Here is a 24,639-nt window from a genome sequence, read left to right as displayed (position 1 = left end):
TAGGCCGCGTCATGCGCCTATATCGGCCAGCGCCCCGACGGCGATGCCCAGCGTTTCTTCGAAAGCCTGGAACAGCGCTTCCGCCGCGGCCTCGCCGCAATAGGCGGGATCGCCGCTGAGCCGAAATTCGGCGATGTCCGAGCCCTCGTCCAGATGGACGGCGATATTGATGGGGTAATGGAAGCGATCCACGCCGTCCCAGTCCCGCAAATCCGCTGTTTTCGAATCCAGCGCCCGGAAATTCGTGAAGTTGAAGGTGTAAAGGAACTCCCGACCGGGGCTGCGCGCCTCGAAAATCGCACTGAGCGGGTAGAGCGCGTATTTCTCCTGCAGCAGCAGGCGCTGGTGGATCGCGTCAGCCGTCTCCAGCGGACACTCCAAGGCCTGGAACGACAGCGGCTGCAAATTCCAGAACAGGCCCACCGCCTCCAGAGGATCGCTCAGTTCCGGCACCCGGCCGTTGACCACCATCCCGATCAAGACCCGAGGGTCACGGGTCGCGCGCGCAATCGCCTGCCCTGCGGCGGCCAAATACAAGGATCGTGTCTGGATTCGCCGCGCGCGCGCGCAAGGGCCGGCGTGGGCCACCAGCCGGGGCGCGATGCGTTTTTTGTGTTCTATCATCCTGGTCGGGGGCGCTCTCCATCGCTCAACCGTCTGTTTGTCGGCAAACGGCGTCTGTCGCCAGTATTCAATCGCCGCCGGGTCCCGGGCCATTTGCTGCTGGAGGGCGACGTATTCGGAAAACACATCCGCGCGCGCCGCCGACGCGGCGGCGGCATGGCGCCGATAGCGCTGGAATACCGCGTCGAAGAAGCGTTGCTGGCCCCAGCCGTCGTCTATCGCGTGGTGGATGCTCAGGAAAACGACGCAGCGGCTGCCCGTGGTTTGGAAGAAGCGCAGCCGCGCCATTTCGCTTGCCGCCTCGAACGGCTTGAACGGCGCATGCAGGTCGGCGCGCGCGCACTCGGCAATTCGTGTTCGCTGCCGCGATGGGGCGTCGCGCCGGAGGTCGACGGCGTCCAAACGCGCTCGCTCCGTCCCAGCGTCGACGCGGAGAATCGCATCGCCGTCGCGGACGAAGAGGGTGCGGAAGACGGGATGCCGGGAAAACTCCAAGCGGAAAGCCTGCGTCAACCGCTCGATGTCGAGCGCCGCGTCTTCGCAGTCGAACCACTGTTGCACGTGATAGACGCCCAGGCCCGCCGGAGCCGCCTGGTACTGCTCCAGCATGAGGCGCTGCATATCGGACACGGCGTTTGCCAGTTTCGCCGGGGGCGGCGGCAAACCGGTTTCGCCCCGCAGGCTGCGGTCGTTCAGGTCCCGAACATTCGGCGAGTGAAACACGTCTTCCACCGTGGCGTTCCAGCCGGCGCGATTCAACGCCATGATCAGTTCCACCGCGCGGATCGAGTCCCCGCCCAGAGCGAAGAAGTCATCGTGCGGGCCAAGACGCTCCACGCCGAGCACCTGGCTCCAGATCGCCATCATATCGGCTTCATCGGCCGAGGCCGGCGCGTCCGGCGGGCGTTCATCGCTCAGGGCCCGCGCCATGTGCGGCAACCGGCTACGGTCGATCTTGCCGTGAGCGGTCAGCGGCAGGCTGTCGATGCAATGAAAGTGGTGCGGCATCATGAAACCGGGCAGTTTTTCCGCCAGCGCGTGGCGGAGTTCTCTCAAGCTCATCGGCGCGGCCGCGAAGCGGAGATAGGCCGACACCAGATCGCGTCCGTCCTCGGCCGAGGCTTGGACCACCGCGTTGGCGACACCGTCCAGCTCGCATAGCGCGGACTCGATCTCCGCCAGCGAAACCCGGAAACCGCGGATCTTCAAGTAGCCGCCCTTGCGGGACTCGTAAACCAGCTCGCCGTGCGGATCGATCTTCGCCAGATCCTGGGTTTTGTACATCCGCTGGCCTTCGTGGCCGGGAAAGGGGCAGGGAATGAAGGTTTCGGCGGTCAGGCCGGGCCGGCCGTGATAACCGCGCGCCAGTCCCGGGCCGGCGACATACAGCTCGCCGACATCGCCGGCCGCCACCGGCTTCAAGTCCTCGTCGAGAAGGAACAGCGACAAGTCCGGCAAGGCCGAGCCGATGCCCGCGGACTTCCGGTGTTTCGTCTCATCGGCGTCGACCACGTGCAGGGTGACGTGTACGGTGGTTTCGGTGATGCCGTACATATTGACCAGCACCGGGCCGTCGTCGCCCATGGTCTTGAACCAAGGCTTGAGCTGCGTCAGGTCCAGGCGCTCGCCGCCAAACACCACGAAGGCCAGCGACTCCAGGGCCTCGCGCTGTTCCGGATGTTCACTCAGATACAAAGCCAACTGATAGAAGAAGGACGGCGTCTGATTGAGCACCGTCACGCCATGCCGCCGCAAATACGCCAACAGCGCGGAAGGGTCTCGAATGATGGCCAGGTCAGGAACCAGCAAGGTTCCGCCATGCAAGAGCGCGCCGAAAATTTCCCAGACCGAAAAATCGAAGGCGTAGGAGTGCAGCAAGGGCCAGACATCCTCCGGCCCAAAGTCGTAATAGGGCTGGGACTCGGTAAACAGCCGCAGCACATTGCGATGAGTGATCAGGCTGCCTTTCGGACCTCCGGTCGAACCCGAGGTATAGATGACGTAAGCCAGGCCGTCGCGATTCGGCGCGCCGCCTGCGGGCATCTCTGCGTGATCGTCGCGCGATGGAAAGGCGTCCAGATCAAGCTGCGGGATGCCCTTGGCGGACGCGGCGGCGGCCAGCCGTTCCCGCGATTCCGCATCCACGACGATGAGCTTGGGCCGGGCGTCGTCGATGAGATAGTCCAAGCGCTCGGCCGGATACTCCGGGTCCAGCGGCAGGTAGGCGCCGCCGGCTTTCAGGATGGCCAGCATGGCGACGATCAGATTGGACGATCTGCGCACGGACAAGCCCACCAGGGTTTCGGCGTTCACGCCCATGGCGCGGAGGCGGCGGGCTAGGGCGTCCGCCCGTTGCTCCAGCTGTTGGTAGCTGAGCGAAGCCGCCGCGCATTGCACGGCGATGCGATCGGGAAAGCTCTGAACCGAGCGGGAGAAGGCCTCGGCAAGCGTTTGGCAGGCGCTTAGTTCTGCTGGATGAGTCATTGGTTTTTCATGTTCTGCCGGCTGGGGCGCTCGCGCCCTCCGGCGGTTGAAGCCTGTTTACGATCCGCTGTCGCTGTGAGACACGCACGGTCAGCGCTGCTTTGAAACGCTGATGCGTTACGAGCGCATTCCGCTTTCTCTGCGGTTTTCGCCTTGCCTCGCCCGCAAGATCGTGAACAGGCTCTTGGTCAATGGTCGGCCCTTGGTTTGGCGCTCAAGTCGCGTCCGCCGCCAAGCCGGCGTTTCCGGTGCCGGCTGGCTTGGGTTTTCTCAGCGGCTTGGGCGCGGCGCGCGGCACTTCCCCGGCGATGGTCGCGCCGGCGGTTTGCCGCAGCGGCGCGTCGAAGCCCCGCACGCACTGGGACAGCAAGGCCGATAGCTCCGCGCCCATGGCTTCAATCGACGCCGGGTCGAACATATCTGTCGCGTACTCTATGCGGACGCAACTGCGCGCGAGGTTGAAGCCGAAGGCCAGGTCGAACTTGGCGATAGGGTTGGTGCCCGGCAGCAAGGCCACGGACAGACCGTCCTGCGTCCAGCCGGCGAAGTCTTGATCGGCGGTGACCACCACCTGGAAGACTGGGTGTTGGCCGGGAACGCGCTCCACGCCAAGTTGATCGACAAGGGAGGAGAACGGCACCCGATAGCCGGCGTAACTCGCCTGGGCGGTTTGGCGGATTTTTTCGATGATGTTGCGCGGGGTGTCGGCTGTTTCGATTCGGACCGGCATGGCGAGTAAATTGACGAAATTGCCTATGGTGTCTTCGATCGCGCCTTCGCCGCGTCCGCCATGGGGGAAGCCCATGCAGACGTCGGCCTGATTGCCGCGCGCGGACAGATAGGCGGCGAGCAGGGCGGCGACGGCCATGAACGGCGAAGCGCCAAGTTGGGCGGCGCGCTGTATGTGCTCGCCCAGCAGCGCCTGGGGCAAGGCGCGCTCCAGGAACGCCCCCGCGTAGCCGCGTCTCAGCGGGCGCGGGCGGTCCGGCCTGAGATTGAGCGGGGTCGCGATTCCCGCCAGGCGGTCTAGCCAGCGGTTCAGTTCCTTCTGGTAGTCGCGGCTGCGCTGCCAGGCTCGCTCCTCGGCGGCGGCCTCCCTCACCGTCGTCGCCGGCCCCATGGCGGGCAAGAGGCCGCCTCGCAGAAGAGTGCGCAGCTCGCGCAGCCATATCTGCGCGGAATGGCCGTCAAACACCATGTGGTGGAACACCATCAACAGCACCCAGTGCTCGCGGTCGCGGCGTACTAGGCAAAAGCGGAAGAGCCGGCCGGAGGCAAGGTCGAAGACGGTGGAGCTGAAATCCCGTTCCAGGCTGGCGAAGCCGGCGTCGCGGCTGTCCAGCGGCTGTTGGCTGAGATCCGCGGTTTCGAGCACGCGAGTGGGCGGCGCGCCAATGTCCTGACGCAGGCCGGACGGCGTTTCCACAAAGCGCGTGCATAAAGCTTCATGACGCTTCAGCAGCTGTTCCAGGGCCGCCTCCAGGAGGGCGGGGTCCAGCTGGCCGTGCATCTCCAGATGCAGAGGGACATTGTACAAGGCGCGGTCCGGGGCCAGTTTCTCGAAGAAATACAGGCTTTGCTGATTGCTGGACAGCAGGCCGAGCTCCACGTCGGCCGGGCGTGGGTCCGGCGCGGCGGCTTCCCGCTCTTGCCCGCTGCTGGCGAGTTCTTGCCCATCGGCCGCCGGCAAGGCGTCCAGCTGGCGGGAAGGATCGGCCAGGCATTGCGCGGCAAACCGGACCAGCCCGTTCAACAGCCGCCGGGCGCTTGAGGCTTCGAACAAGGCGCCGGCGTACTCGAGCGCCAGCCAGACGCCGTCGTCGCGTTCGTCCAGGACAAAGCTCAAATCGCGCTTCGCGGTTTCGGTATGCGCCGCCTGCTCGGCCAGCCGCAGGCCGGCGAGACGCCAGCGCGGGCGTTTCCGCACCCGTGCGGCGACTTGAAACCATGGCGTTGAGACGCCGGATGTTTCAAGCGCCATGTCCCGGTTTCCGAATCCTTGCACGGCCTGCGAACGGACCTGGCCCAGCACCTCCCGCAGATTAGGCTTGGCGTCCAGCCTCAAGCGCAGCGGGAGCGGAGTTTCGAACAAGCCGATGATTTCATTGGCTTCCGCGTGGAGTCGTCCCGGAACGGCTGCGTCGATGAGGATTTCATCCCGGCCGCTTTCCGCGCCCAGGAAAAGACCGAGCAAGGATGAGAAAACAAGCAGCAAGGCGTCTCCCGTTTCCTGTTGAAGCTGGCGCAGCTGTTGCTCCTGCACGGCGGGGAGCTTGAGCGTCAACTCCGCGCCGTCCGTCAATACCTTGGCCGGAAACGGGCCGCCCGCGCTCAATAGTGAAAGCCGGGGCGCGCCGGCACGCCATTGTTCACGCTGCCAATGGGCGAAGTCCGCGTAATCGAGCGCATTGGGCGCGAGCTCGACGTCGCCGCCGTTCAAGGCCGCGGCATAAGCCGTTTCCAGGTCCGTCGCCAGAATGCCGGCCGACCAGGCGTCAAAAACAGCCTGATGGAACACCATGACCAGGCGCGCGTCTTCATCCGCCGGCTGAAGGAGAACAAAGCGGAATAAAGGCCCCGTCGCCAGATCGAAGGGGCGGCCGATGATTTCCCGGACGGCAGCGGCCAGGCCGGCGCTGTCTCCGCTCGCCGGTTCCAGGGGCTTCAGCTGGAGCAAGGGGCCGGGCCAGGCATGCCGCGTCGAGCAACGCAGCTCGTCGCCGTCGAAGGCCAGAGTGGTGCGCAAGGCCTCATGCTTGGCCACGACCACGGCCAAGGCCGTCTCCAATGCCGCGGCGTCCAGCGCTCCGCTCAGCTGCAGCACGATGGGAAACGAACATGAGGGCGTGCCCGGCGCCAACTGGTCAAGGGAGAACAGCCCTTGCTGCTGAAAGGACGCAAGCCAGCCGTAGCTGGCATCGAGTGAAAATTTCATAAGCGAATACCTTGGGTCGGCAAGCAGTCGACAAGAGCAAGCCTTTATTCAGCCCCGCGTCCCAAGCCGGCGACGGCTTCCGGGAAGCTTGCACGGCGCGCGGCAGACATTGAACAGGTTCTCAGCAACTGAAGCTGCTGCAGCCATATAGCCGTTCCGCGCTCAGGCCCGCGGCGCGGCAGCGCTCGAGAAACTTGTTCGACTCGACGATCTGCTTGCTGTCGGCCGAGTACTCCAGGCCGGTGACGAAGCGCATCCAGGGTTCTTGCCCCATCGCGTAGACGTAGATCTTCTTACAGTCGAACTCCTCGACGATGCTCCAGGCGTGTTCGCAGTCGGAACCGGACAAGGTGCGGGATTCGTCGTCGCGCCGGCTGAGCGGGCTGCCGGTGTAGGGGCCGTACAGCCAGCTGAGAGGCGCCCCGTCGCACTCCATGCCGATGAACAGCGTGTCCGCCTTGCCCAGACGCTCCACAATGCGGCGGTAGAGCGCGCGGTCCTTGCAGTCCGAGTCCGCCAGGAACAGGAAGCGGCGGTTTTTCAGCCGCAGGAACATGCCGTGCTTGCTTTCGATGTCCAGGTCGGCGTGCTCGCCGTAAAACGGCAGGCTGACGATTTCGCCGTCGTCGAAGCGCACGCTTTCCATCGGCTCGAGTTCGGACACGTTGCGGAAACCGAGCGCGCGCAGCGTGAGCTTCATCGACGGATCGGCCAGGCTGCGGCTGTTGTGGCGCGGAACCAGCAGGCGGCCGATGCGGCCGCGCAATTGCAGCAGCAGTTCCGGGCTGAAGTGGTCCTGATGGTTGTGGGTGATGAACACGTAGTCGATATGGTCGGGCAGGTCGTCGAAGGTCAGCCGCTGCGGTTCGCCGTCCCGGTCCCAGGTGACGAAGGGATCGATCAGCACCGAGGTGGACGCCGTTTGCAGCAAGACGCAGGCGTGGCCGAAATAACGGATGCGCACGTCGCCGCCGTGATACTCGGGCTGGTCGCGCTGCGGCGCTTCAGTGTCGAAGAAGCCGCGGAAGCGGGCTTCCTGTTCCGCCGGCACCTTCAGCGCCTGCTTCAGTTCCGCGTAAGGGACGGCGCGTATCCGGCTGGCGGCGAGCGCTTCGTGATGGGGGTCTGCGAAGGGCAGCGGGAGCACCAGCCTGGCGTCTCCGTCCAGCCGGGGCGTGTTCAGGAAGAAATGGCGCTGTTCGTCGCGTTCGGTGCTGAAGGCCAGCGCCTGCCGGTCCGCGTCCGCGGCGGCCGGATAGCTCAATAATGGGTCCAGCACGCGGAGGCCGGGATGGTGGTTGAGGTCGTAGCTGACTTCGACCAGGCCGGCCAGCGTGGGCGGCAACTCGGCGTAGACCGCGTCCAGGCTGTGGCCGCTGGCGGTTTGCTGCAGCTGGCGATTGAGTTTTTGCAGGTCTTCGGCGAAGCGGAGCAGCGGCGCGGCGTCCTTCAGCGTGTCCTGCAGCAGGCGGCGCACCGCGGGCAGATCGCTGGCCGGCAGTTCCAGGAAGGGGCCGCCCAGCATCTGGGGGTTCTTGGAGGCGGCGATATGCACATTGGGGTTGGCGATGAAGGAGCGCAGCAGCGGAATCTGGCGGAAGGCCAGATTGATCGCCTGCTGGACCGGCGATACCAGGTGACTCCAGGCGTACCAGCGGTGGAACAGGGGTTCCAGTTTGACGCCGCTTTTCAGATAGACGGCGTCGTCGGGACGAGGTGTGCTCATGCTTGCTCCAATGTCGGGGAAGAAGGGGTGGAACGGGACGAAGCCGGCGCGTCGGACGGGGCCGTCGCTTCGCTGAATCCTGCTTGCGACGAGGCGTAGTCCGCGTAGTCGGCGTATAGCCGCGGTAGCGGCGTCCAAGCGGGCTTGCCGCTGTCGGCGCGGGCGGCGTAGGCCTGGGCCAGTTCCCGCAGCAGCGGCGCGATCGGCGTGCCGGCATCGCTGTCGGCGACCTGGCGCAGCGCGGCGGGCAAGGCCAGGCCGTTGGCGGTTGTGATCGTCGTGGCAGCTTCGCTTGGAGAGTGGAGGGCGGCGTGCCGGCGGCCTAGTTCGCGCAGGGCCTGGCGCAAGGCCGGCAAGTCCAGCTCCCCCTCGTAGCGCAGCGAGACCGGCGCGCCGTCCTGTTGCTGGACGCTCAGTTGGAGCGGGCGCGGCTCATGCCGGCCAAGCGCCAGCTGCCGCGCCAATTCGGCGACGCTGGGGGCGAGGAAGAGCTGTTCCATCGACAGCTTGACGCCCAGCTTGCCGCGGATGCGGGCGGCCAGCCGCATCGCCAGCAAGGAGTCGCCGCCCAGCTCGAAGAAGCCGGCGTCCAGATCCACGGCAGGCAAGCGCAGCGTTTCCGCGAACAGCTCCGCCAGCGTCTGTTCAAGCGGGGTGGCCGGCAAGCGTTGCGGCGCGGCCGCGAAGACCGGCGCCGGCAGCGCGCCGCGGTCCAGCTTGCCGTGGGCGTTCAGCGGCAGCGCGGGCAACACCATCACCGCGGCGGGCAGCATGTAGTCGGGCAGGCTGGCGGCCAGCCCGGCGCGCAGCCGCGCGCCGTCCAGGCCGGCGCCCGCGAGCGGCACGGCGTAGGCGACCAGGCGCTTGCGGCCGTCGTCGTCGACAGGCAAGACCACGGCCTGGGCCACGCCGGTTTGCGAGCGCAGCGCGGCCTCGATCTCGCCGGGCTCGATGCGATAGCCGCGCAGCTTGATCTGCTGATCGAGACGGCCGAGGAATTCCAGCTGGCCGTCCGCCAGGCGGCGCGCCTTGTCGCCGCTGCGGTAGAGCCGGCTGCCGGGCGCGCCGAAGGGGTTGGCGACGAAGCGCTCGGCGCTGAGCGCGGGGCGGCCCAGATAGCCGCGCGCCAGGCCGGCGCCGGCTACGTACAGCTCGCCGGCGACGCCGACGGGCACTGGCTGCAAAGCTTCGTCCAGCAGATAGACCTGACTGTTGAGCACCGGTCGGCCTATGGGCGGCGCGCCGTCGGCCAGGCGGTCGCTCAGGGTGGCGCAGATAGTGGATTCGGTAGGGCCGTAGGCGTTGATCATTCGGCGGCCGCGCGCCCATTTGGCCACCACCTCGGCGGGGCAGGCGTCGGCGCCGACCAACAGAGCGCCGGGCAGCAGATCCGGCGCCGGCTCCAGCAAGGCCAACAGCGCCGGCGGCAGCAGCGCGTGGCTGATGCGCGCGGCGCGCAGCGTGCCCAGCAGGCCGTCGGCGTCCAGCTGCCTGGCGTTGGCCGGCACCAGGCAGCCGCCGCCGGCGAAGGCCATCAGCATTTCCAGCACCGAGGCGTCGAAGCCCGGCGAGGAGAACTGCAGCACGCGCGCGGACGCGTCCAGCGCGCAGCGCTCTTTCAGGTCCTGCGCCAGGCTGGCCAGCCCGGCGTGGCTGACCGCGACGCCTTTTGGCCGGCCGGTGGAACCGGAGGTGTAGATCACGTAGGCCAGATCGTCCGTCGTCAGCGGCCGCAGTCTTTCTTGCCGGCCGATGTCGCCGTCAGGGAAGCGGCGGTCGTCGTCGGTCTCCGGCGCCAGCACCGGCCCGGCGGTTTGCGGCAGGCGGGCGGCGGAGCCGGCGTCGCTCAGCACCAGGGCGGGGCGGGCGTCGTCCAGCATCAGCGCCAGCCGCTCCGCCGGATAGTTCAGGTCCAGCGGCAGATAGGCGGCGCCGGCTTTCAGCACCGCCAGTTGCGCGACGAGCAGCGCCGCCGATTTGGGCAGCGCGACCGCCACCAGCCGGCCGGGGCCGACGCCGGCGGCGATCAGCCGCCGGCCCAGCCGGTTGGCGCGGCGGTTGAGCTCGGCGTAGCTCAAGGTTTCGCCGCCGCTGTCCAGCGCCGGCGCGTCCGGCGCGCGGCGGGCCTGGCGCTCGAACAGCTCGCACAGCGGCAGCGGCGCGATGTCGCGGGCGCTGGCCCGGCCGTCCAGCAGCAGACGGCGCTCGTCCTCGTCCAGCAGGTCTTGGCGGCGCACCGGGCCGTCGGGCTCGGCGGCCAGCTGCGCGAGCACGGCGGCGTAGCAGCCGGCGTAGCGCCGCAGCGCGTCGGCGTCGTGGGCGTCGCGGTGGGCGCTCAGGCTGCCGACGATGCGCGCGCCGTCGGGGCGGAAGTTGACTTGCAGCGCGAAGCTGTTGTCCATCGCGCTGTCTTGCTGACGCCAGTCGGCCAGCGCTTCCAGCGCCTGGAAATGGGTGTAGTTGAAGATGGCCTCGCCGACGTCGCGCAGGCCGGCGTCGCGCAGCATGGTGGCCAGCGGATAGCGCCGGTGCGGCAGCAGCGCCCGTTCCGCGTCTATCACGCGGCCTATCAACCGGGTCCAGGATTCGCGCCGGATCTCCATGCGCAGCGGCACCGAGTTCAGGAACAGGCCCACCATGTGCTCCGCGTCGGCGGTTTCCGGCCGGCCGTTGGTGACCAGCGCGGTGCAGGCGCCGCTCTTGCCCGTCAGCATGGCCAGCGCGGCCAGGTGGGCGGCCAGCAACACCGATTTCAGCGGCGCGTTCAAGCGGCGCGCCAGCGCGCTCAGCGCCGCCGACACCGGGTCGGCTATGGCGATGTCGGCGTTGATCTGCAGCGGGCCGTCTGCCGTCGCGGCGGCGTTCTCTTCGCGGGCGAGCAGCGCGGGGGCGGCTTCGTAGCCGCGCAGCTGTTCCCGCCAGAAGTCCCGGCTGGCCGGCGAGGCCATCGCCTGGCGTTCCAGCGCGATGTAGTCGCGGTAGCGGCTGGACAGCGCCGGCAGCCGGCACGGCTGGCTGGCCAGCTCGGCCTGGTAGAGCTGGGCCAGTTCGACGATGAAGACCGAGTCGCTCCAGCCGTCGAGGATGGCGTGGTGGATGCGCAGCGTCAGGTGGAAGCGCCGCTCGCCCAAGCGGTGGGCGTGGGCGTGCAGCAGCGGCGCGGCGGCGGGGTCGAAAGCCTGTTTGGACCAGGCGGCGATGAAGGCGGCCAGGCTTTCTTGCTGCGCGGCGGGCGGCAAGTGGCCGAGGTCGTCTTCGCCCAGCGGAATGGCGGCCGCGGCCAACACCAGCTGCAAGGGTTCCAGATAGCCGTCCAGCGCGAAGCGGGTGCGCAGCAACTCGTGCCGCCGGCACAGAGCGTCCAACGCGCGGCGCAGCGCCGCCGCGTCGTAAGGCTGGGACACCTCCAGCCCGACGATATTGTGGTACAGCGTCGAGCCGTCGCGGAAGGCGCTGTGGAACAGCATGCCCTGTTGCAATTGGCTGAGCGGGTAGGCGTCCACCGCGTCCGGCGGCAGCCGCCGGCGGTCGGCGGGGTCCAGCAGGGAGAACGGTTCGGCCGGCGCGGCGGCGGCGGTCGCCTGTTCGGCATGGGCGGCCAGCAAGGCCACGGTGTGGTGCTCGAACAGGTTGGCCAGCTCGAAGGAGATGCCGGCCTTGAGCGCCAGGCCCTTCAGCCGCAGCGCCAGCAGCGAATCGCCGCCGAGGTTGAAGAAACTGTCGTCCAGGCCGACGCGCTCCAGGCCCAGGGTCTGGGCGAAGGCCTCGGCCAGCAGTTTTTCCTTCTCGGTGACCGGCTCGCGGTGCTCGGCCAGCGTCAGTTCCGGCGCCGGCAAGGCGCGGCGGTCCAGCTTGCCGTTGGGCGTGAGCGGCAGCGCGTCCAGCGCCACCCAGGCGGCGGGCACCATGTAGTCGGGCAGGCGGGCGGCCATCGCGTCGCGCCAGCGGGCGACGTCGGCTTCGGCGCCGGCGGCAGGCACCGCGTAAGCGACCAGCCGGCGTTGCCCGGGCGCGTCCTCGCGGATCAGCACCACGGCCTGGGCGACGCCGGGCTGGTCCAGCAGCGCGGCTTCGATCTCGCCCAGCTCGATGCGCAGGCCGCGCAGCTTGACCTGGTGGTCGAGGCGACCCAGGTATTCCAGCGCGCCGTCGTCGCGGCGGACGACGCGGTCGCCGGTGCGGTACAGCCGCTGGCCGACGGCGAAGGGATGGGCGACGAAGCGCTCGGCGGTGAGTCCCGGACGGCGCAGATAGCCGCGCGCCAGGCCGACGCCGGCGAGGTAAAGCTCGCCGGGGATGCCGGGCGGCAGCGGCCGCAGCATGGAATCGAGCACGAACAGCTGGGTGTTCCAGATCGGGTGGCCGATGGGCACCGAACGGCTGTCGCGGGCCGGGTCGCAGGTCCAGGCGGTGACGTCGACGGCGGCCTCGGTGGGGCCGTAGAGATTGTGCAGCGGACAGGGCAGCGTTTGGGCGGCGCGGGCCAGCAGCGGCGCGGGCAAGGCTTCGCCGCTGCACAGCACGCGGCGCAGGCTGACGCAGCCGGCGCTGGCGGGCTCCAGCAGGAAGGCGTCCAGCATGGACGGCACGAAATGCAGGGTGGTGACGCCGCGGCGGCGGATCAGTTCGGCCAGATAGGCGGGATCGCGATGGCCGTCGGGCCGGGCCAGCAGCAGCGAGGCGCCGGCGAGCAGCGGCCAGAAGAATTCCCATACCGAGACGTCGAAGCTGGACGGGGTTTTTTGCAGCACCACGTCGTTGTCGGCCAGCGGGTAGGCGTGTTGCATCCACAGCAGGCGGTTGACGATGGCGCGGTGGCTGTTGACGGCGCCCTTGGGGCGGCCGGTGGAGCCGGAGGTGTAGATGACGTAGGCCGGATGCCTATCGTCGCCGGCGAGTTCCAGCGGCGCGTCGGACAGCGTCTCGAGCGCGGCGTCGATCTGGTCCAGGCACAGCGCGCGTTCGACCGGCAGGCCGGCCAGCAGCTCGGAGCGGGACAGGACCACGGCGGGCTGGGCGTCGTCCAGCATGAAGGCGATGCGCTCGGCCGGATAGTCGAGATCGAGCGGCAGATAAGCGCCGCCGGCCTTGAGCACGGCGAGCAGGGCCACCACCAGATCGATGGAACGGGGCAGCGCGACGGCGACCAGGGTTTCGGGTCCGACGCCGTCGGCGCGCAGGCGGCGGGCGAGGCGGTTGGCGCGCTGATGCAGCTGGCGGTAGCTAAGGGCGACCTCGTCGAAGCGCAGCGCCTCGGCGTCGGGGCTGAGTTCCGCCTGGCGTTCCAGCAACTGGGTCAGGGTGGCGGCGGGCAGCGGGGCGGCGGTGCGGTTCCAGGCGGCCAGCGCGTCTTGTTGGGCCGGCGTGGCCGGCTGGAGGCGTGAGAGGGGCAGTTCGGGCTGCTCGGCGATCAGGCGCAGCAGTTCCAGCAGTTGCCGGGCGATGCCGTCGACGGCATCGGCGGAGAAGAGGTCGGGCCGGTAGCCGAAGCGCAGCTCGAGTTCGGGTCCGGGGACGGCGCACAGGCTGAGCGGGTAGTGCGAGGTGTCGGCGCCGTCGCCGCCGAGCGGAATCAAGGCCAGGCCGTCGGCCACCTTGCCGTCGGCCGCGCCGGGCAGCGCCGGATAGCTTTCGAAAACCAGCAGGGTGTCGAACAGCTCCGTTCTTCCCGCCGCCTGCTGAATCTCGGCGAGGCTGAGGTGCTGATGCTCGATCAGCGCGGCCTGCTGGGTCTGCAGGCGTTGCAGCAGGGCAGCGAGGGTTTCCTCGGGCCGCAGGCGCAGGCGCAGCGGAACGGTGTTGATCAGCAGGCCGACCATGCGTTCGACGCCGGGCAGCTCCGGTGGGCGTCCGGAGACGGTGACGCCGAAGACGACGTCGTCTGAGGCGCTGAGGCGGGCGAGCAGGATGGCCCAGGCCGCTTGCAGTAAGGTGTTGAGGGTGACGCCCAACTGGCGGGCCCGCGCCTGCAGCGGGGCGGTTTCTGTTTGCCGGGACAGCGTCAGTTGGCGCTCCCCAGCGGCGGCGGCGGCCAGTTTGGCCGGCTCGTCCAGCGCCTCCAGGCTGGCGGCCCAGGCGCGGGCGGCGGCGGCCTTGTCCTGTTGTTGCAGCCAGGCCAGATAGTCGCGGTAGGGCGCGGCGGGCGGCAGCGCGGCCGATTCTCCCTGGCGGTAGAGCGCGAACAGCTCGTCCATCAGGATGGGCATGGACCAGCCGTCGAACAGCAGGTGGTGGAAGCTCCACAGCAGTTGGTGGCGCTCGGCGTCCAGCTTGACCAGGATGAAGCGCAGCAGCGGCGGCTTGCCCGGATCGAAGCGGCGGCGCAGGTCCGCCTCCAGCAGCGCGTCCAGCGCGGCGGCGTTCTGGCCGGACAGGTCTTCCTCGCGCCAATCCAGTTCAAACTCGCGGGGCACCACCTGGCGCGGCTGCGCCAGCCCCTTGTAGACGAAGGCGGAGCGCAGATTGGGATGGCGTTGCAGCAGTGCCTCGGCCGCCCGCCTGAGCCGGCAGGCGTCCAGGACGCCGCGCAGCTCGAAGCGGTTGCGGACATGGTAGGCGTCCACCTCGCGTTCGTCGTACAGCGCGTGAAACAGCAATCCTTGCTGCAATGGCGACAGCGGCAGGATTTCGGCGATCTTCGACATCGTGAACCTCGCAATGGGCGGTCGCCGTTGGCGGCCGCCCGGAAAGTATTTGGAACCGGTTCTTAAGAGCGTATTTACGATCTCGCGAGCTAAGGCGAGACAAGGCGAAAACCGCTGAGAAAGCGGAATGTACAGGTGGTACATGAGCATTTCGAAGCGGGTTTCAACGCCGTATCGCTGACGCGCAGCAGATCGTAAACAGGCTCTTAGAAGCCGGCTTCGATCAGGTCTATCTCCTCCTGCGACAGCCCGCCGGCCAGGGGATGGTCGGACGGCGTGCTGCCGCCGACGTCCGGCGCGTGGCCCAGCCTGGCCAAGGCGCGCAGCGCGTCGAACCAGTCCTCCGCCAGCCTCTCGATCTCCTGCCGGTCGAACAGGCGGCCGGCCCACAGCCAGGTGGCCACCAGTTCCGGTCCGTCCGGGCCGTCGTGGGTGGCGGCGTTGAGCTCGATGGCGTGGGACTGCGGCACCGAAGGATCGCTGTTCCCGTCCAGCCCGGCCGCTTCCGGCGCCGGCATCCAGTCGCCGCGCGCCGGCGTGGCGAAGCGTCCCAGGTAGTTGAAACCGAGCTGAGCCGGCGGCGCGCCGCTCAGCCGGGCGGCGGTCTCTGGATTGAGATAGCGCAGCAAGCCGTAACCCAGGCCCCGGTCCGGCAGCGCGCGCAATTGCTCCTTGACCCGTTTCAGTGCGTCGCCCAGCACGGCGGCGTCGTCCAGGGCCGCGGCGGCGGAGACGCCGGGATCGAGGCAGACCGGGAACAGGCTGGTGAACCAGCCCACGGTGCGGGAGAGGTCGCAATGCTCGCCCAGCTCTTCGCGGCCATGGCCTTCCAGCTCCAGGCGCACGACGGTGCCGTCGCTCCGTCCCTGGTCTTGCCGCCAGCGCGCCACCGCCAGCGCGAAGCCGGTGAGCAGCACGTCGTTGATGCCGGCGTGGAACAGCGCCGGCACCCGGGTCAGCAGCTCGGTGGTGACGGCGGCGGGCAGCACCACGCTCAGACGCCGACTGGCGCCGGCCGTGTCCAGCGCCGGGTCCAGCGGGCAGGGCGACAACAGCGGGTCGGGCTGGCTTTGGATAGCGGCCCACATCGGGGTTTCGGCCGCGCGGGCGGCGCGGACGGCGTCCTCGTTCAGCAGCAGCGCCCAGCGGCGGAAGGAGGTGGCCACCGGATCGAGCTGGATGGGCCGGCCGGCCTGGCCGTCGCGCCAGGCGGAGGCCAGGTCCGGCAGCAGAATGCGCCAGGAGACGCCGTCCACCGCCAGGTGGTGGATGCCCAGCCACAGCCTGCCCGGCGCGTCCGGGCCGGCGTCCAGCCACAGCGCCCGCAGCATGGCGCCGGCGGCGGGGTCCAACTGTCGCGCCGCGGCGGCGATGTCGGCCGGCGGGATCTCCAGATGCGCGTCCGCCGCGATGCGGCGCAGGCAGTCCTGCGCCGATGTCGAGCCGACCGGCGGCACGTTCAGGCCGCCGTCGACGTCCAGCCGCATCCGCAGCGCGTCGTGTTTGTCCAGCAAGGCCTGCAGCGCCTGCTCCAGATGAGCTTGTTCCAGTCCGGCGGGGGTTTGCAGCAGCATGGATTGGTAAAAGCCGCCTTGCGGGCCGCCGCGCTCCAGCCACCAGCGGATGATGGGCGTCGCCGGCAGCGGGCCTTCCGCGGTGTCCTCGGCCGCGATGGCGGCGACCGGCCGAGCGACGGCGGCCAGCGCCTCTACCCGAGGATGGAGGAAGACCTCGCGCGGGCTCAGCAGCAAGCCTTGCCGCCGCGCGCGGCTGACCAGCAGGATGGAGGCGATGCTGTCGCCGCCGAGATCGAAGAAGCCGTCGTCCAGACCGACTTCGTCCAGGCCCAGCAGCTCGGCGTACAGTCCGGCCAGGATGCGTTCGGCGTCGCTGCGCGGCGGCCGCCGGTCGCCGCCGGCCTGGAGCTCGGGAGCCGGCAGCGCGCGGTGGTCCAGCTTGCCGTTGGGGGTCAGCGGCAGCGCGTTCAGCGCGACGACGGCGGCTGGCACCATATAGTCCGGCAGCTGCGCCGCCAGGGCTTGTCTGAGCGTGGACGGGTCGATGTCGGCGCCGGGGTGGAGGGCGACATAGGCGAGCAGCTGGCGCGGCGCGCCGTCCGTCTCGCGCAGCACCGCCCGCGCCTGGGATACTGCCGGGTGTTCGCGCAGCCTGGCTTCGATTTCGCCGAGTTCGATGCGGAAGCCGCGCAGCTTGATTTGTTGATCGGCGCGGCCGAGGAACTCCAGCTGGCCGTCGGCGCGCCAGCGCGCCCGGTCGCCGCTGCGGTACAAGCGGCTGCCGGCGGGGCCGAAGGGGTTGGCCACGAAGCGCTCCGCGCTGAGCGCCGGCTGATCCAGATAGCCGCGCGCCAGGCCGCTGCCGGCCAAGTAGAGTTCGCCGGGCGCGCCTGCTGGCAGCGGGCGCAGCGCGGAATCCAGCACATAGGCGCGGGTATTGTCCATCGGCGCGCCTATCGGCAGCGACGCAGCCAGAGTCTGATCGCGCGGCAGCGGGTAGCAGGTGGCGAAGGTGGTGGTCTCAGTGGGGCCGTAGACATGGACCAGCTCCAGTTGCGGATAGCGCTCCCGCACTCGCTGGAAGGCGCGGAGCGAGGCGGACTCGCCGCCGGTCCACAGCGTGCGCAGGCTGGCGAAGCAGTCCGGCCGCTCCTCGGCCAGCAGGTTGAACAGCGCGGTGGTCAGGAAGGCCGCGCTGACGCTTTCCCGCTGCAGCACGTCCGCCAGCGAGTCGATGTCGTTGTCCCAAGGCGGCGCCAGCGTTGCTTGGCCGCCGTGCAGCAAGGGCGCCCACAGCTCGTAGGTGGCGGCGTCGAAGGCATGCGGAGAGTGCAGCAACACCTTGCTCTGGGACGCGCCCTCCCAGCGGCGGTCCAGCGCCAGATCCCTGACGTTGGCGTGGCTGATGGCAATGCCCTTGGGCACGCCGGTGGAGCCGGAGGTGTACATCACATAGGCCAGCGCGTCGGGGGTCAGCTCCAGGCGGGGCGGGCGCTCGGCGCTGTCGGACGGACCGTCTATCCGCAGCACCGGCAGGCCCGGCGGCAGCATGGCCGGCGCCGGGGCCTCGTCGGCCAGCAGCAGCGCGGCGCGCGACTGGGTCAGGGTCCAGGCCCGCCGTTCTTCCGGCTGGGCGGTGTGCAGAGGTATATAGCAGCCGCCGGCCTTGAGCACGCCCAGGATGGCCACCGGCAACAGAGGACCGCGTTGCAGCCACAGCGCCACCGGCGTTTCCACGGTCACGCCGGCCGCGCGCAAGCGGTGGGCCAGCGCGTTGGATTGCCGGTCCAGCTGCCGGTAGCTCAGGCGAAGGTCGCCGGCGCAGACCGCGACGGCGTCCGGCGTTAGCTCGGCCTGTCGGCGGAACAACTCGGGCAGCGTCGCCGATGGCGTGGCGCGCGCGGTGGCGTTCCAGCCGTCCTGCTGGCGGCTTTCGGTTTCGTCCAGCCAGCGCAAGCTGGCCAGTGGCAGCTCAAGATCGCCCGCCAGCGCCTGGAACAGGCGCGACAGGCTGGCGAGGAGGCGTTCGGCCGCCGTCGGCGGGAAGGCGTCGGCGCGGCAGCCCAGCCGGAGTTCCAGCCTTTCCCCCGGCACCACGCAGAGGCCCAGCGGGTAATGCGACACGTCGCCGCCCAAGCCTTCGACGGGACGCACGCTCAGGCCGTCGCCGGCGCGGCTTTGGCGCAGCGCGTCGAGCTGCGGGTAGTTTTCGAACACCATCAGCGTGTCGAACAATTCTTCCATGTCCGTCAGCTGCCGGATGTCTCCGAGTCCGAGGTGCTGATGCTCCATCATCGCGGCCTGGCGCGATTGCTGATCGTCCAAGAAGCCGGCCAGCGTGGTCGACGGCTCCAGTTTCAGACGCAGCGGCACGGTGTTGATCAGCAGGCCCGGCAGCCTCTCGATGTCTTCCAAGGGCGCGGTTCGCCCGGACACGGTGATGCCGAACAGCAGATCGTCGCGGCCGGTCAGGCGCGCCAACAGCAGGCCCCAGGCGGCTTGGGCCAGGGTGTTGAGGGTCAGCCCGCGACGCCGCGCCTGGGCGGCCAGCGCGGCGCTGAGCTCTGTCGACAGCGCGGCGGTGTGCAGATCCGGCCGCCGCTCGGCGGCGGGGAGGCCCGGCGCCACCAGGGTGGGCTCGTCCACGCCGCGCAGGTATTCGCTCCAGGCCTGGCGGGCGGCGTCCCGGTCGCGGCCGGATAGCCAGCGCAGATAATCGCGGTAGGCCGGCGCGGGCGGCAGCGCGGCCGCCTCCCCCTGGCGGTAGAGCGCGAACAGCTCTTCCAGCAGCACGGGAAGGGACCAGCCGTCTAGCAGCAGGTGGTGGAAAGTCCAGAGCAGCAGGTGGCGCTCCGGCGCCAGCCGGATCAGGGTGAAGCGCAGCAGCGGCCCGCGGTCCGGCGGCATGCTCTCTCCATGATCGGCTGTCTGTATGTCTTCCAGCCGCGCGCGCGCGTCGTCTCGGCTCAGCGCCGACAAATCGGCTTCCCGCCACGGCGCGGCGCCGTCCCGGCTCAGCGCCTGCATCGGCTGCAAGGTGTCGTGGTGAATGAAGGAGGCCAGCAGGTGCGGGTGGCGGCGCAGCAGGCCTTCGCCGGCGCGGCGCAAGGCGGCGGCGTCCAGCGCGCCGTCCAGCTCGATGCGCATCTGCACCACATAGGGGTTGGCGGCGGAGTGGTCGTAGAGCGCGTGGAACAGCAGGCCTTGCTGCAGCGGCGTCAGCGGCAGCAGTTCGGCGAGTCCGGGGTGGCGGCGGCTCAGGCGCTCGATTTCGGCCGGCTCCAGCCGCAGCAAGGGCGCGTCGGCGCGCGCTTCGGCGGCCGGGGCCGATGCCTCGGTCGCGACCAGGGCGAGGCCGCGGACGCTGCGCTGTTCGAACACCTGGCGCGGCGTCAGGCTCAGCCCCCGTTTGCGGGCCAGGCTCACCAGCTGGATGGAGCTGATGCTGTCGCCGCCGAGGTTGAAGAAGCTGTCGTCCAGGCCGACGCGCTCCAGGCCCAGGGTCTGGGCGAAGGCCTCGGCCAGCAGTTTTTCCTTCTCGGTGACCGGCTCGCGGTGCTCGGCCAGCGTCAGTTCCGGCGCCGGCAAGGCGCGGCGGTCCAGCTTGCCGTTGGGCGTGAGCGGCAGCGCGTCCAGCGCCACCCAGGCGGCGGGCACCATGTAGTCGGGCAGGCGGGCGGCCATCGCGTCGCGCCAGCGGGCGACGTCGGATTCGATGCCGGCGGCAGGCACCACATAGGCGACCAGCCGGCGCTGTCCGGGCGCGTCTTCGCGGATCAGCACCACGGCCTGGGCGACGCCGGGCTGCTCCAGCAGCGCGGCTTCGATTTCGCCCAGCTCGATGCGCAGGCCGCGCAGCTTGACCTGATGGTCGAGGCGGCCCAGGTATTCCAGCGCGCCGTCCTCGCGGCGGACGACACGGTCGCCGGTGCGATACAGTCGCTCGCCGACGGCGAAGGGATGGGCGACGAAGCGCTCGGCAGTCAGAGCCGGACGGCGCAGATAGCCGCGCGCCAGGCCGACGCCGCCGAGGTACAGCTCGCCGGGGATGCCGGGCGGCAGCGGCCGCAGCATGGAATCGAGCACGAAGAGCTGGGTGTTCCAGATCGGGCGGCCGATCGGCACCGAACGGCTGTCGCGCGCCGGGTCGCAAGTCCAGGCGGTGACGTCGACGGCGGCCTCGGTGGGGCCGTAGAGATTGTGCAGCGGACAGGGCAGCGTTTGGGCGGCGCGGGCCAGCAGCGGCGCGGGTAAGGCTTCGCCGCTGCACAGCACGCGGCGCAGGCTGGTGCAGCCGGCGCTGGCGGGCTCCAGCAGGAAGGCGTCCAGCATGGACGGCACGAAATGCAGGGTGGTGACGCCGCGGCGGCGGATCAGCTCGGCCAGATAGGCGGGGTCGCGATGGCCGTCGGGCCGGGCCAGCAGCAGCGAGGCGCCGGCGAGCAGCGGCCAGAAGAATTCCCAGACCGAGACATCGAAGCTGGACGGCGTCTTCTGCAGCACCACGTCGTCGTCGGCCAGCGGGTAGGCGTGCTGCATCCACAGCAGGCGGTTGACGATGGCGCGATGGCTGTTGACGGCGCCCTTGGGGCGGCCGGTGGAGCCGGAGGTGTAGATGACATAGGCCGGATGTCTGTCATCGTCGTGGAGGTCCAGCGGCGCGTCGGACAGCGTCTCGAGCGCGTCGTCGATCAGATCCAGGCACAGCGCGCGTTCGACCGGCAGGCCGGCCAGCAGCTCGGAGCGGGACAGGACCACGGCGGGCTGGGCGTCGGCCAGCATGAAGGCGAGACGCTCGGCCGGATAGTCGAGATCGATCGGCAGATAAGCGCCGCCGGCCTTGAGTACGGCGAGCAAGGCCACCACCAGATCGACGGAACGGGGCAGCGCGACGGCGACCAGGGTTTCGGGGCCGACGCCGTCGGCGCGGAGGCGGCGGGCGAGGCGGTTGGCGCCTTGGTGCAGCTGGCGGTAGCTGAGGGCGACCTCGTCGAAGCGCAGCGCCTCGGCGTCGGGGCTGAGTTCAGCTTGGCGTTCCAGCAACTGGGTCAGGGTGGCTGCGGGCAGCGGGGCGTCGGTGCGGTTCCAGGCGGCGAGCGCGTCTTGCTGGGCCGGGGAGGCCGGCTGGATGCGTGCAAGCGGCAGTTCTGGCTGTTCGGCGATCAGGCGCAGCAGTTCCAGCAGTTGCCGGGCGATGCCGTCGACGGCGTCGGCGGAGAAGAGGTCGGGCCGATAGCCGAAGCGCAGCTCGAGTTCGGGTCCGGGGACGGCGCACAGGCTGAGCGGGTAGTGCGAGGTGTCCACGCCCTGGCCGCCCAGATAGCCGATGGACAGCGCGTCGTCCACGCGGCGGTCGTCGTCGGCGATCGGATAGTTTTCAAAGACCAGCAGGGTGTCGAACAAATCGCCAAGGCCGGCCGCCTGCTGGATCTCGGCGAGGCTGAGGTGTTGATGCTCGATCAACGCGGCCTGCTGGGCCTGTAGGCGCTGCAGCAGGGCGGTCAGAGTTTCCTCGGGCTGCAGCCGCAGACGCAGCGGGACGGTGTTGATCAGCAGGCCGACCATGCGTTCGACGCCGGGCAGCTCCGGCGGGCGTCCGGAGACGGTGACGCCGAAGACGACGTCGTCGGCGGAGGTTAGGCGGGCGAGCAGAATGGCCCAGGCCGCTTGCAGCAAGGTGTTGAGGGTGAGGCCCTGCCGGCGGGCCAGCCGCTCCAGCATGGCGTAGACCGCCGGGTCCGCCGTCACATTGTGGTTGCGCGGCAGCTGTCGGCTTTTTTGCGCGCTCGGCGCCAGACGCGTCGGCTGCTCCAGTTCCGCCAGATGGTTAATCCATTGGCGCTTGGCGGCGTCGCGGTCCCGTACATGCAGCCAGGCCAGGTAGTCGCGGTAGGGAATGGCGGGCGGCAGCTCGTCGCCGCGGTAGAGGGCGAACAGTTCGCGCAGCAGTACCGGCACTGACCAGCCGTCGAACAACAGGTGGTGGAAGCTCCACAGCAGTTGATGGCGCTCCGCGTCCAGCTTGGTCAGGGTAAAACGCAGCAGCGGCGCTTGCGCCGGGTCCACGCCGGCGGCGTAGTCCTCCGCGCGCAGCCGCTCCAGGACGCGCAACTGTTCATCGGCCTGATGCGCGGACAGGTCCAGCTCGCGCCAAGGCGTTTCCACGCGCTCCAGTACGATTTGCGCCGGCTGCTCCAGGCCGTCCGCGGAGAAGGCGGCGCGCAGATGGTGATGGCGTTGAAGCAAGCCTTCGGCGGCCGCCCGCAGCTTGTCCGCTTCCAGCGGGCCGTCCAGTTGGAAGCCCATCTGTATCAGGTAGACGTCGCTTTGACCCTCGTCGTACAACAGATGGAACAGCAGGCCTCGCTGCAGCGGCGACAACGGCAGCACCGCGCTGACCGCCGGATAGCGGGCGCGGATGCTTTCCAGGTCCGCGGCGCTGACCGGCGGCAATTCGCCCGCCGCCGCGTCGGGCTCCACCGGGCGGACCCGGAGCGCCAGACGCTCGATGCTGGGATGGTCGAAAACATCCTGCGGGCTGAATTGCAGGCCGTGGGCGCGGGCGCGGCTGACCAGCAGAATGGCGCTGATGCTGTCGCCGCCCAGGTCGAAGAAGCCTTGGCCCAGACCCGCCCTGGACACTCCCAGCACTTCCACGTATAGCTTGGCCAGCGTTTTCTCCAGCCAGTTCCGCGCCTCGCCGGCGTCGGCGTCGTCGAAATCCGGCGCGGGCAGCGCCTGTTTGTCCACCTTGCCGTTGGGCGTTAGCGGCAGGCGCTCCAGCGGCACCACCGCCGCCGGCACCATGTAGTCGGGCAATAGCTCGGCCAGCGCCGCGCGCAAGGCCGCGCCGTCGGCTTGCAGGCCGGCGCGGGAAACGACATAGGCGACCAGCTGTTTGATGCCGGGCAAGTCTTCGCGCAGGCGGACCACGGCCTGGCTCACGCCGGCTTGTTGCGTCAGCAGATGTTCGATCTCGCCGGGCTCGATGCGGTAGCCGCGCAGCTTGAGCTGCTCGTCCGTCCGTCCCAGGTAGTCCAGAGAGCCGTCGGCGCGCAGCCGCGCCAGGTCGCCGCTGCGGTACAGGCGGCTGCCGGCGGGGCCAAAGGGATTGGCGACGAAACGCTCGGCGCTCAGCGCCGGCCGGCCCAGATAGCCGCGGGCCAGCCCGCCGCCAGCGAGATACAGCTCGCCCTCGACGCCCGGCGGCAGCGGTCGCAGGGCGTCGTCCAGCACGTAGACCTGGACGCCGGGCAGCGGTGCGCCGATATCGGCGGGCTCATCGTCCCGCATCTGGCCGCTCATCGTCGCGCACACGGTGGCCTCGGTGGGGCCGTAGGCGTTCAGCATGGTCCGGCCGGCTGACCAGCGCCGCACCTGGGCCGCCGGGCAGGCCTCGCCGGCGACGATCAGGCCGCAATGGGGCGGGATGCCGCCGTCCGGCATGAGGGCCAACGCGCTGGGCGGCAGCGTCAGATGGCTGATTTTCTGACGGGCCAGCAAGTCGGTCAGCGCGGCGCCCGGCGTCAGTTCCGCCGCCGGCGCGGTGACCAGGCAGGCGCCGGAAAGCAGGGTCATGGCGACTTCGGAGAAGGCCGCGTCGAAACTGGAAGACGCGAATTGCAGCACGCGGGCGCCGGGGCTTATGTCGAAGCGCCGGCTCTGGGCGCGCGCCAGAGCGCCTATGCCGCGGTGAGTCACCGCCACGCCCTTGGGCTGACCGGTGGAGCCGGAGGTGTAGATCAGATAAGCCAGCTGGTCCGGGGAATCGAGAAGAGGAAGCGCCTGTTCCGGCTGCGCCTGCCACATGGGCTGTTCGGTATCCAGTTCCACCACCCGAGCCCAGTGAACCGGCAGTTGCTCGGTCAGCGCGGCCCGCGTCAGCAATGCGGCCGGCATGGCGTCGTTGAGAATGTAGGCCAGCCTTTCCCGCGGGTAGTCGGGGTCCAGCGGCAAATACGCGCCGCCGGCCTTGAAAATAGCCAGCATGGCGATGATCTGCTCGGGCGAGCGGTCCAGGCACAGCCCCACCGGCGTTTCGCGGTCTATGCCCAGTTCCCGCAGATAATGGGCCAGACGATTGGCCTGGTCGTCCAGTTCGCGGTAGCTAAGCGTGCGTGCGCCGTGTTGCAGCGCGATGGCGTCGGGATGGTCCGCCGCGCTTCGGGCGAACAGGGCGGCGAAGGTTTCGGCGGAAGCGGCCGCGGTGTGCGGATTGCGGGAGGGGAAAACGGCGTTGTCGTTCATATCGCACCTTGGATGGCTTGCGGTACAGGCGTGAGGCCGCAACCTTCCGCGCATGCGCGGCCGGCCGGCGATTTTTTCGGTGTGGAGCGGGATGGCTGTCGAGGGGCCGCGGCGAGCGCGCCGCCGCAATACGGATAGAGAAACGCCGCGCTTTGTCTTGAAAGCGGGTGCGTCTCGGCATGGCCCCCTTGAGCCGGGGCGGGAATCAGCCGGTGGAGAGCAAGGCGTCCTGAGCGCGTGCCAGACTGGCGGGCCGCATGTCTATCCAGTTTTGTTCGATATGGTCAAGACAGGACTGGCGGTCCGAGGGGCCGAAACAGGCTTGCCAACCCTCCGGAACAGGAGCGAACTCGGGCCAGAGCGAGTACTGGCCCTCATCGTTGATCAGGGCGAAAAAAACGCCTTCCTTATTGTCGAACGGGTTCGCCATGACACTTCTCCCTGTGACTCTCTCATGAGGTT

Annotated in this window: 6 protein-coding genes; all 6 read right to left on the bottom strand. The window is 69.3% G+C overall.

What is annotated here, in order from left to right:
* Window positions 1-9: 9 nt before the first annotated feature.
* Window positions 10-3,108 (bottom strand): amino acid adenylation domain-containing protein, encoded by a 3,099-nt coding sequence (locus MOV80_RS13170; protein ID WP_249605196.1) that lies wholly within the window; start codon window positions 3,106-3,108, stop codon window positions 10-12.
* Window positions 3,109-3,322: 214 nt separating this feature from the next.
* Window positions 3,323-6,043, bottom strand: coding sequence for a condensation domain-containing protein (locus MOV80_RS13165; RefSeq protein ID WP_107732648.1), 2,721 nt, complete (start codon window positions 6,041-6,043; stop codon window positions 3,323-3,325).
* A gap of 121 nt (window positions 6,044-6,164) precedes the next feature.
* Entirely contained in the window at window positions 6,165-7,769 is a 1,605-nt protein-coding gene (locus tag MOV80_RS13160; protein ID WP_107732647.1) for an MBL fold metallo-hydrolase, read from the bottom strand.
* Window positions 7,766-14,413 (bottom strand): non-ribosomal peptide synthetase, encoded by a 6,648-nt coding sequence (locus MOV80_RS13155; RefSeq protein WP_249605195.1) that lies wholly within the window; start codon window positions 14,411-14,413, stop codon window positions 7,766-7,768. Before MOV80_RS13155 ends, MOV80_RS13160 begins: the two co-directional genes overlap by 4 nt.
* A gap of 206 nt (window positions 14,414-14,619) precedes the next feature.
* Complete coding sequence (locus MOV80_RS13150) at window positions 14,620-24,177, bottom strand: non-ribosomal peptide synthetase (RefSeq protein ID WP_249605194.1); 9,558 nt, start codon at window positions 24,175-24,177, stop codon at window positions 14,620-14,622.
* 205 nt (window positions 24,178-24,382) lie between these two features.
* Window positions 24,383-24,607, bottom strand: coding sequence for an MbtH family protein (locus tag MOV80_RS13145; RefSeq protein ID WP_019104006.1), 225 nt, complete (start codon window positions 24,605-24,607; stop codon window positions 24,383-24,385).
* Window positions 24,608-24,639: the final 32 nt, after the last annotated feature.

It is taken from the genome of Chromobacterium sp. IRSSSOUMB001, assembly GCF_023507765.1.
In the GTDB taxonomy this organism is placed as follows: Bacteria; Pseudomonadota; Gammaproteobacteria; order Burkholderiales; family Chromobacteriaceae; genus Chromobacterium; species Chromobacterium haemolyticum.
The sequence above is the reverse complement of the archived record's forward strand: the minus strand, read 5'-3'. Positions and strand labels throughout refer to the sequence as shown.

Coding starts and splice junctions, on each gene's coding strand:
- MOV80_RS13160 (WP_107732647.1), bottom strand. CDS start 7,769: ATGAGCACACCTCGTCCCGACGACGCCGTCTATCTGAAAAGCGGCGTC.
- MOV80_RS13150 (WP_249605194.1), bottom strand. CDS start 24,177: ATGAACGACAACGCCGTTTTCCCCTCCCGCAATCCGCACACCGCGGCC.
- MOV80_RS13155 (WP_249605195.1), bottom strand. CDS start 14,413: ATGTCGAAGATCGCCGAAATCCTGCCGCTGTCGCCATTGCAGCAAGGA.
- MOV80_RS13170 (WP_249605196.1), bottom strand. CDS start 3,108: ATGACTCATCCAGCAGAACTAAGCGCCTGCCAAACGCTTGCCGAGGCC.
- MOV80_RS13165 (WP_107732648.1), bottom strand. CDS start 6,043: ATGAAATTTTCACTCGATGCCAGCTACGGCTGGCTTGCGTCCTTTCAG.
- MOV80_RS13145 (WP_019104006.1), bottom strand. CDS start 24,607: ATGGCGAACCCGTTCGACAATAAGGAAGGCGTTTTTTTCGCCCTGATC.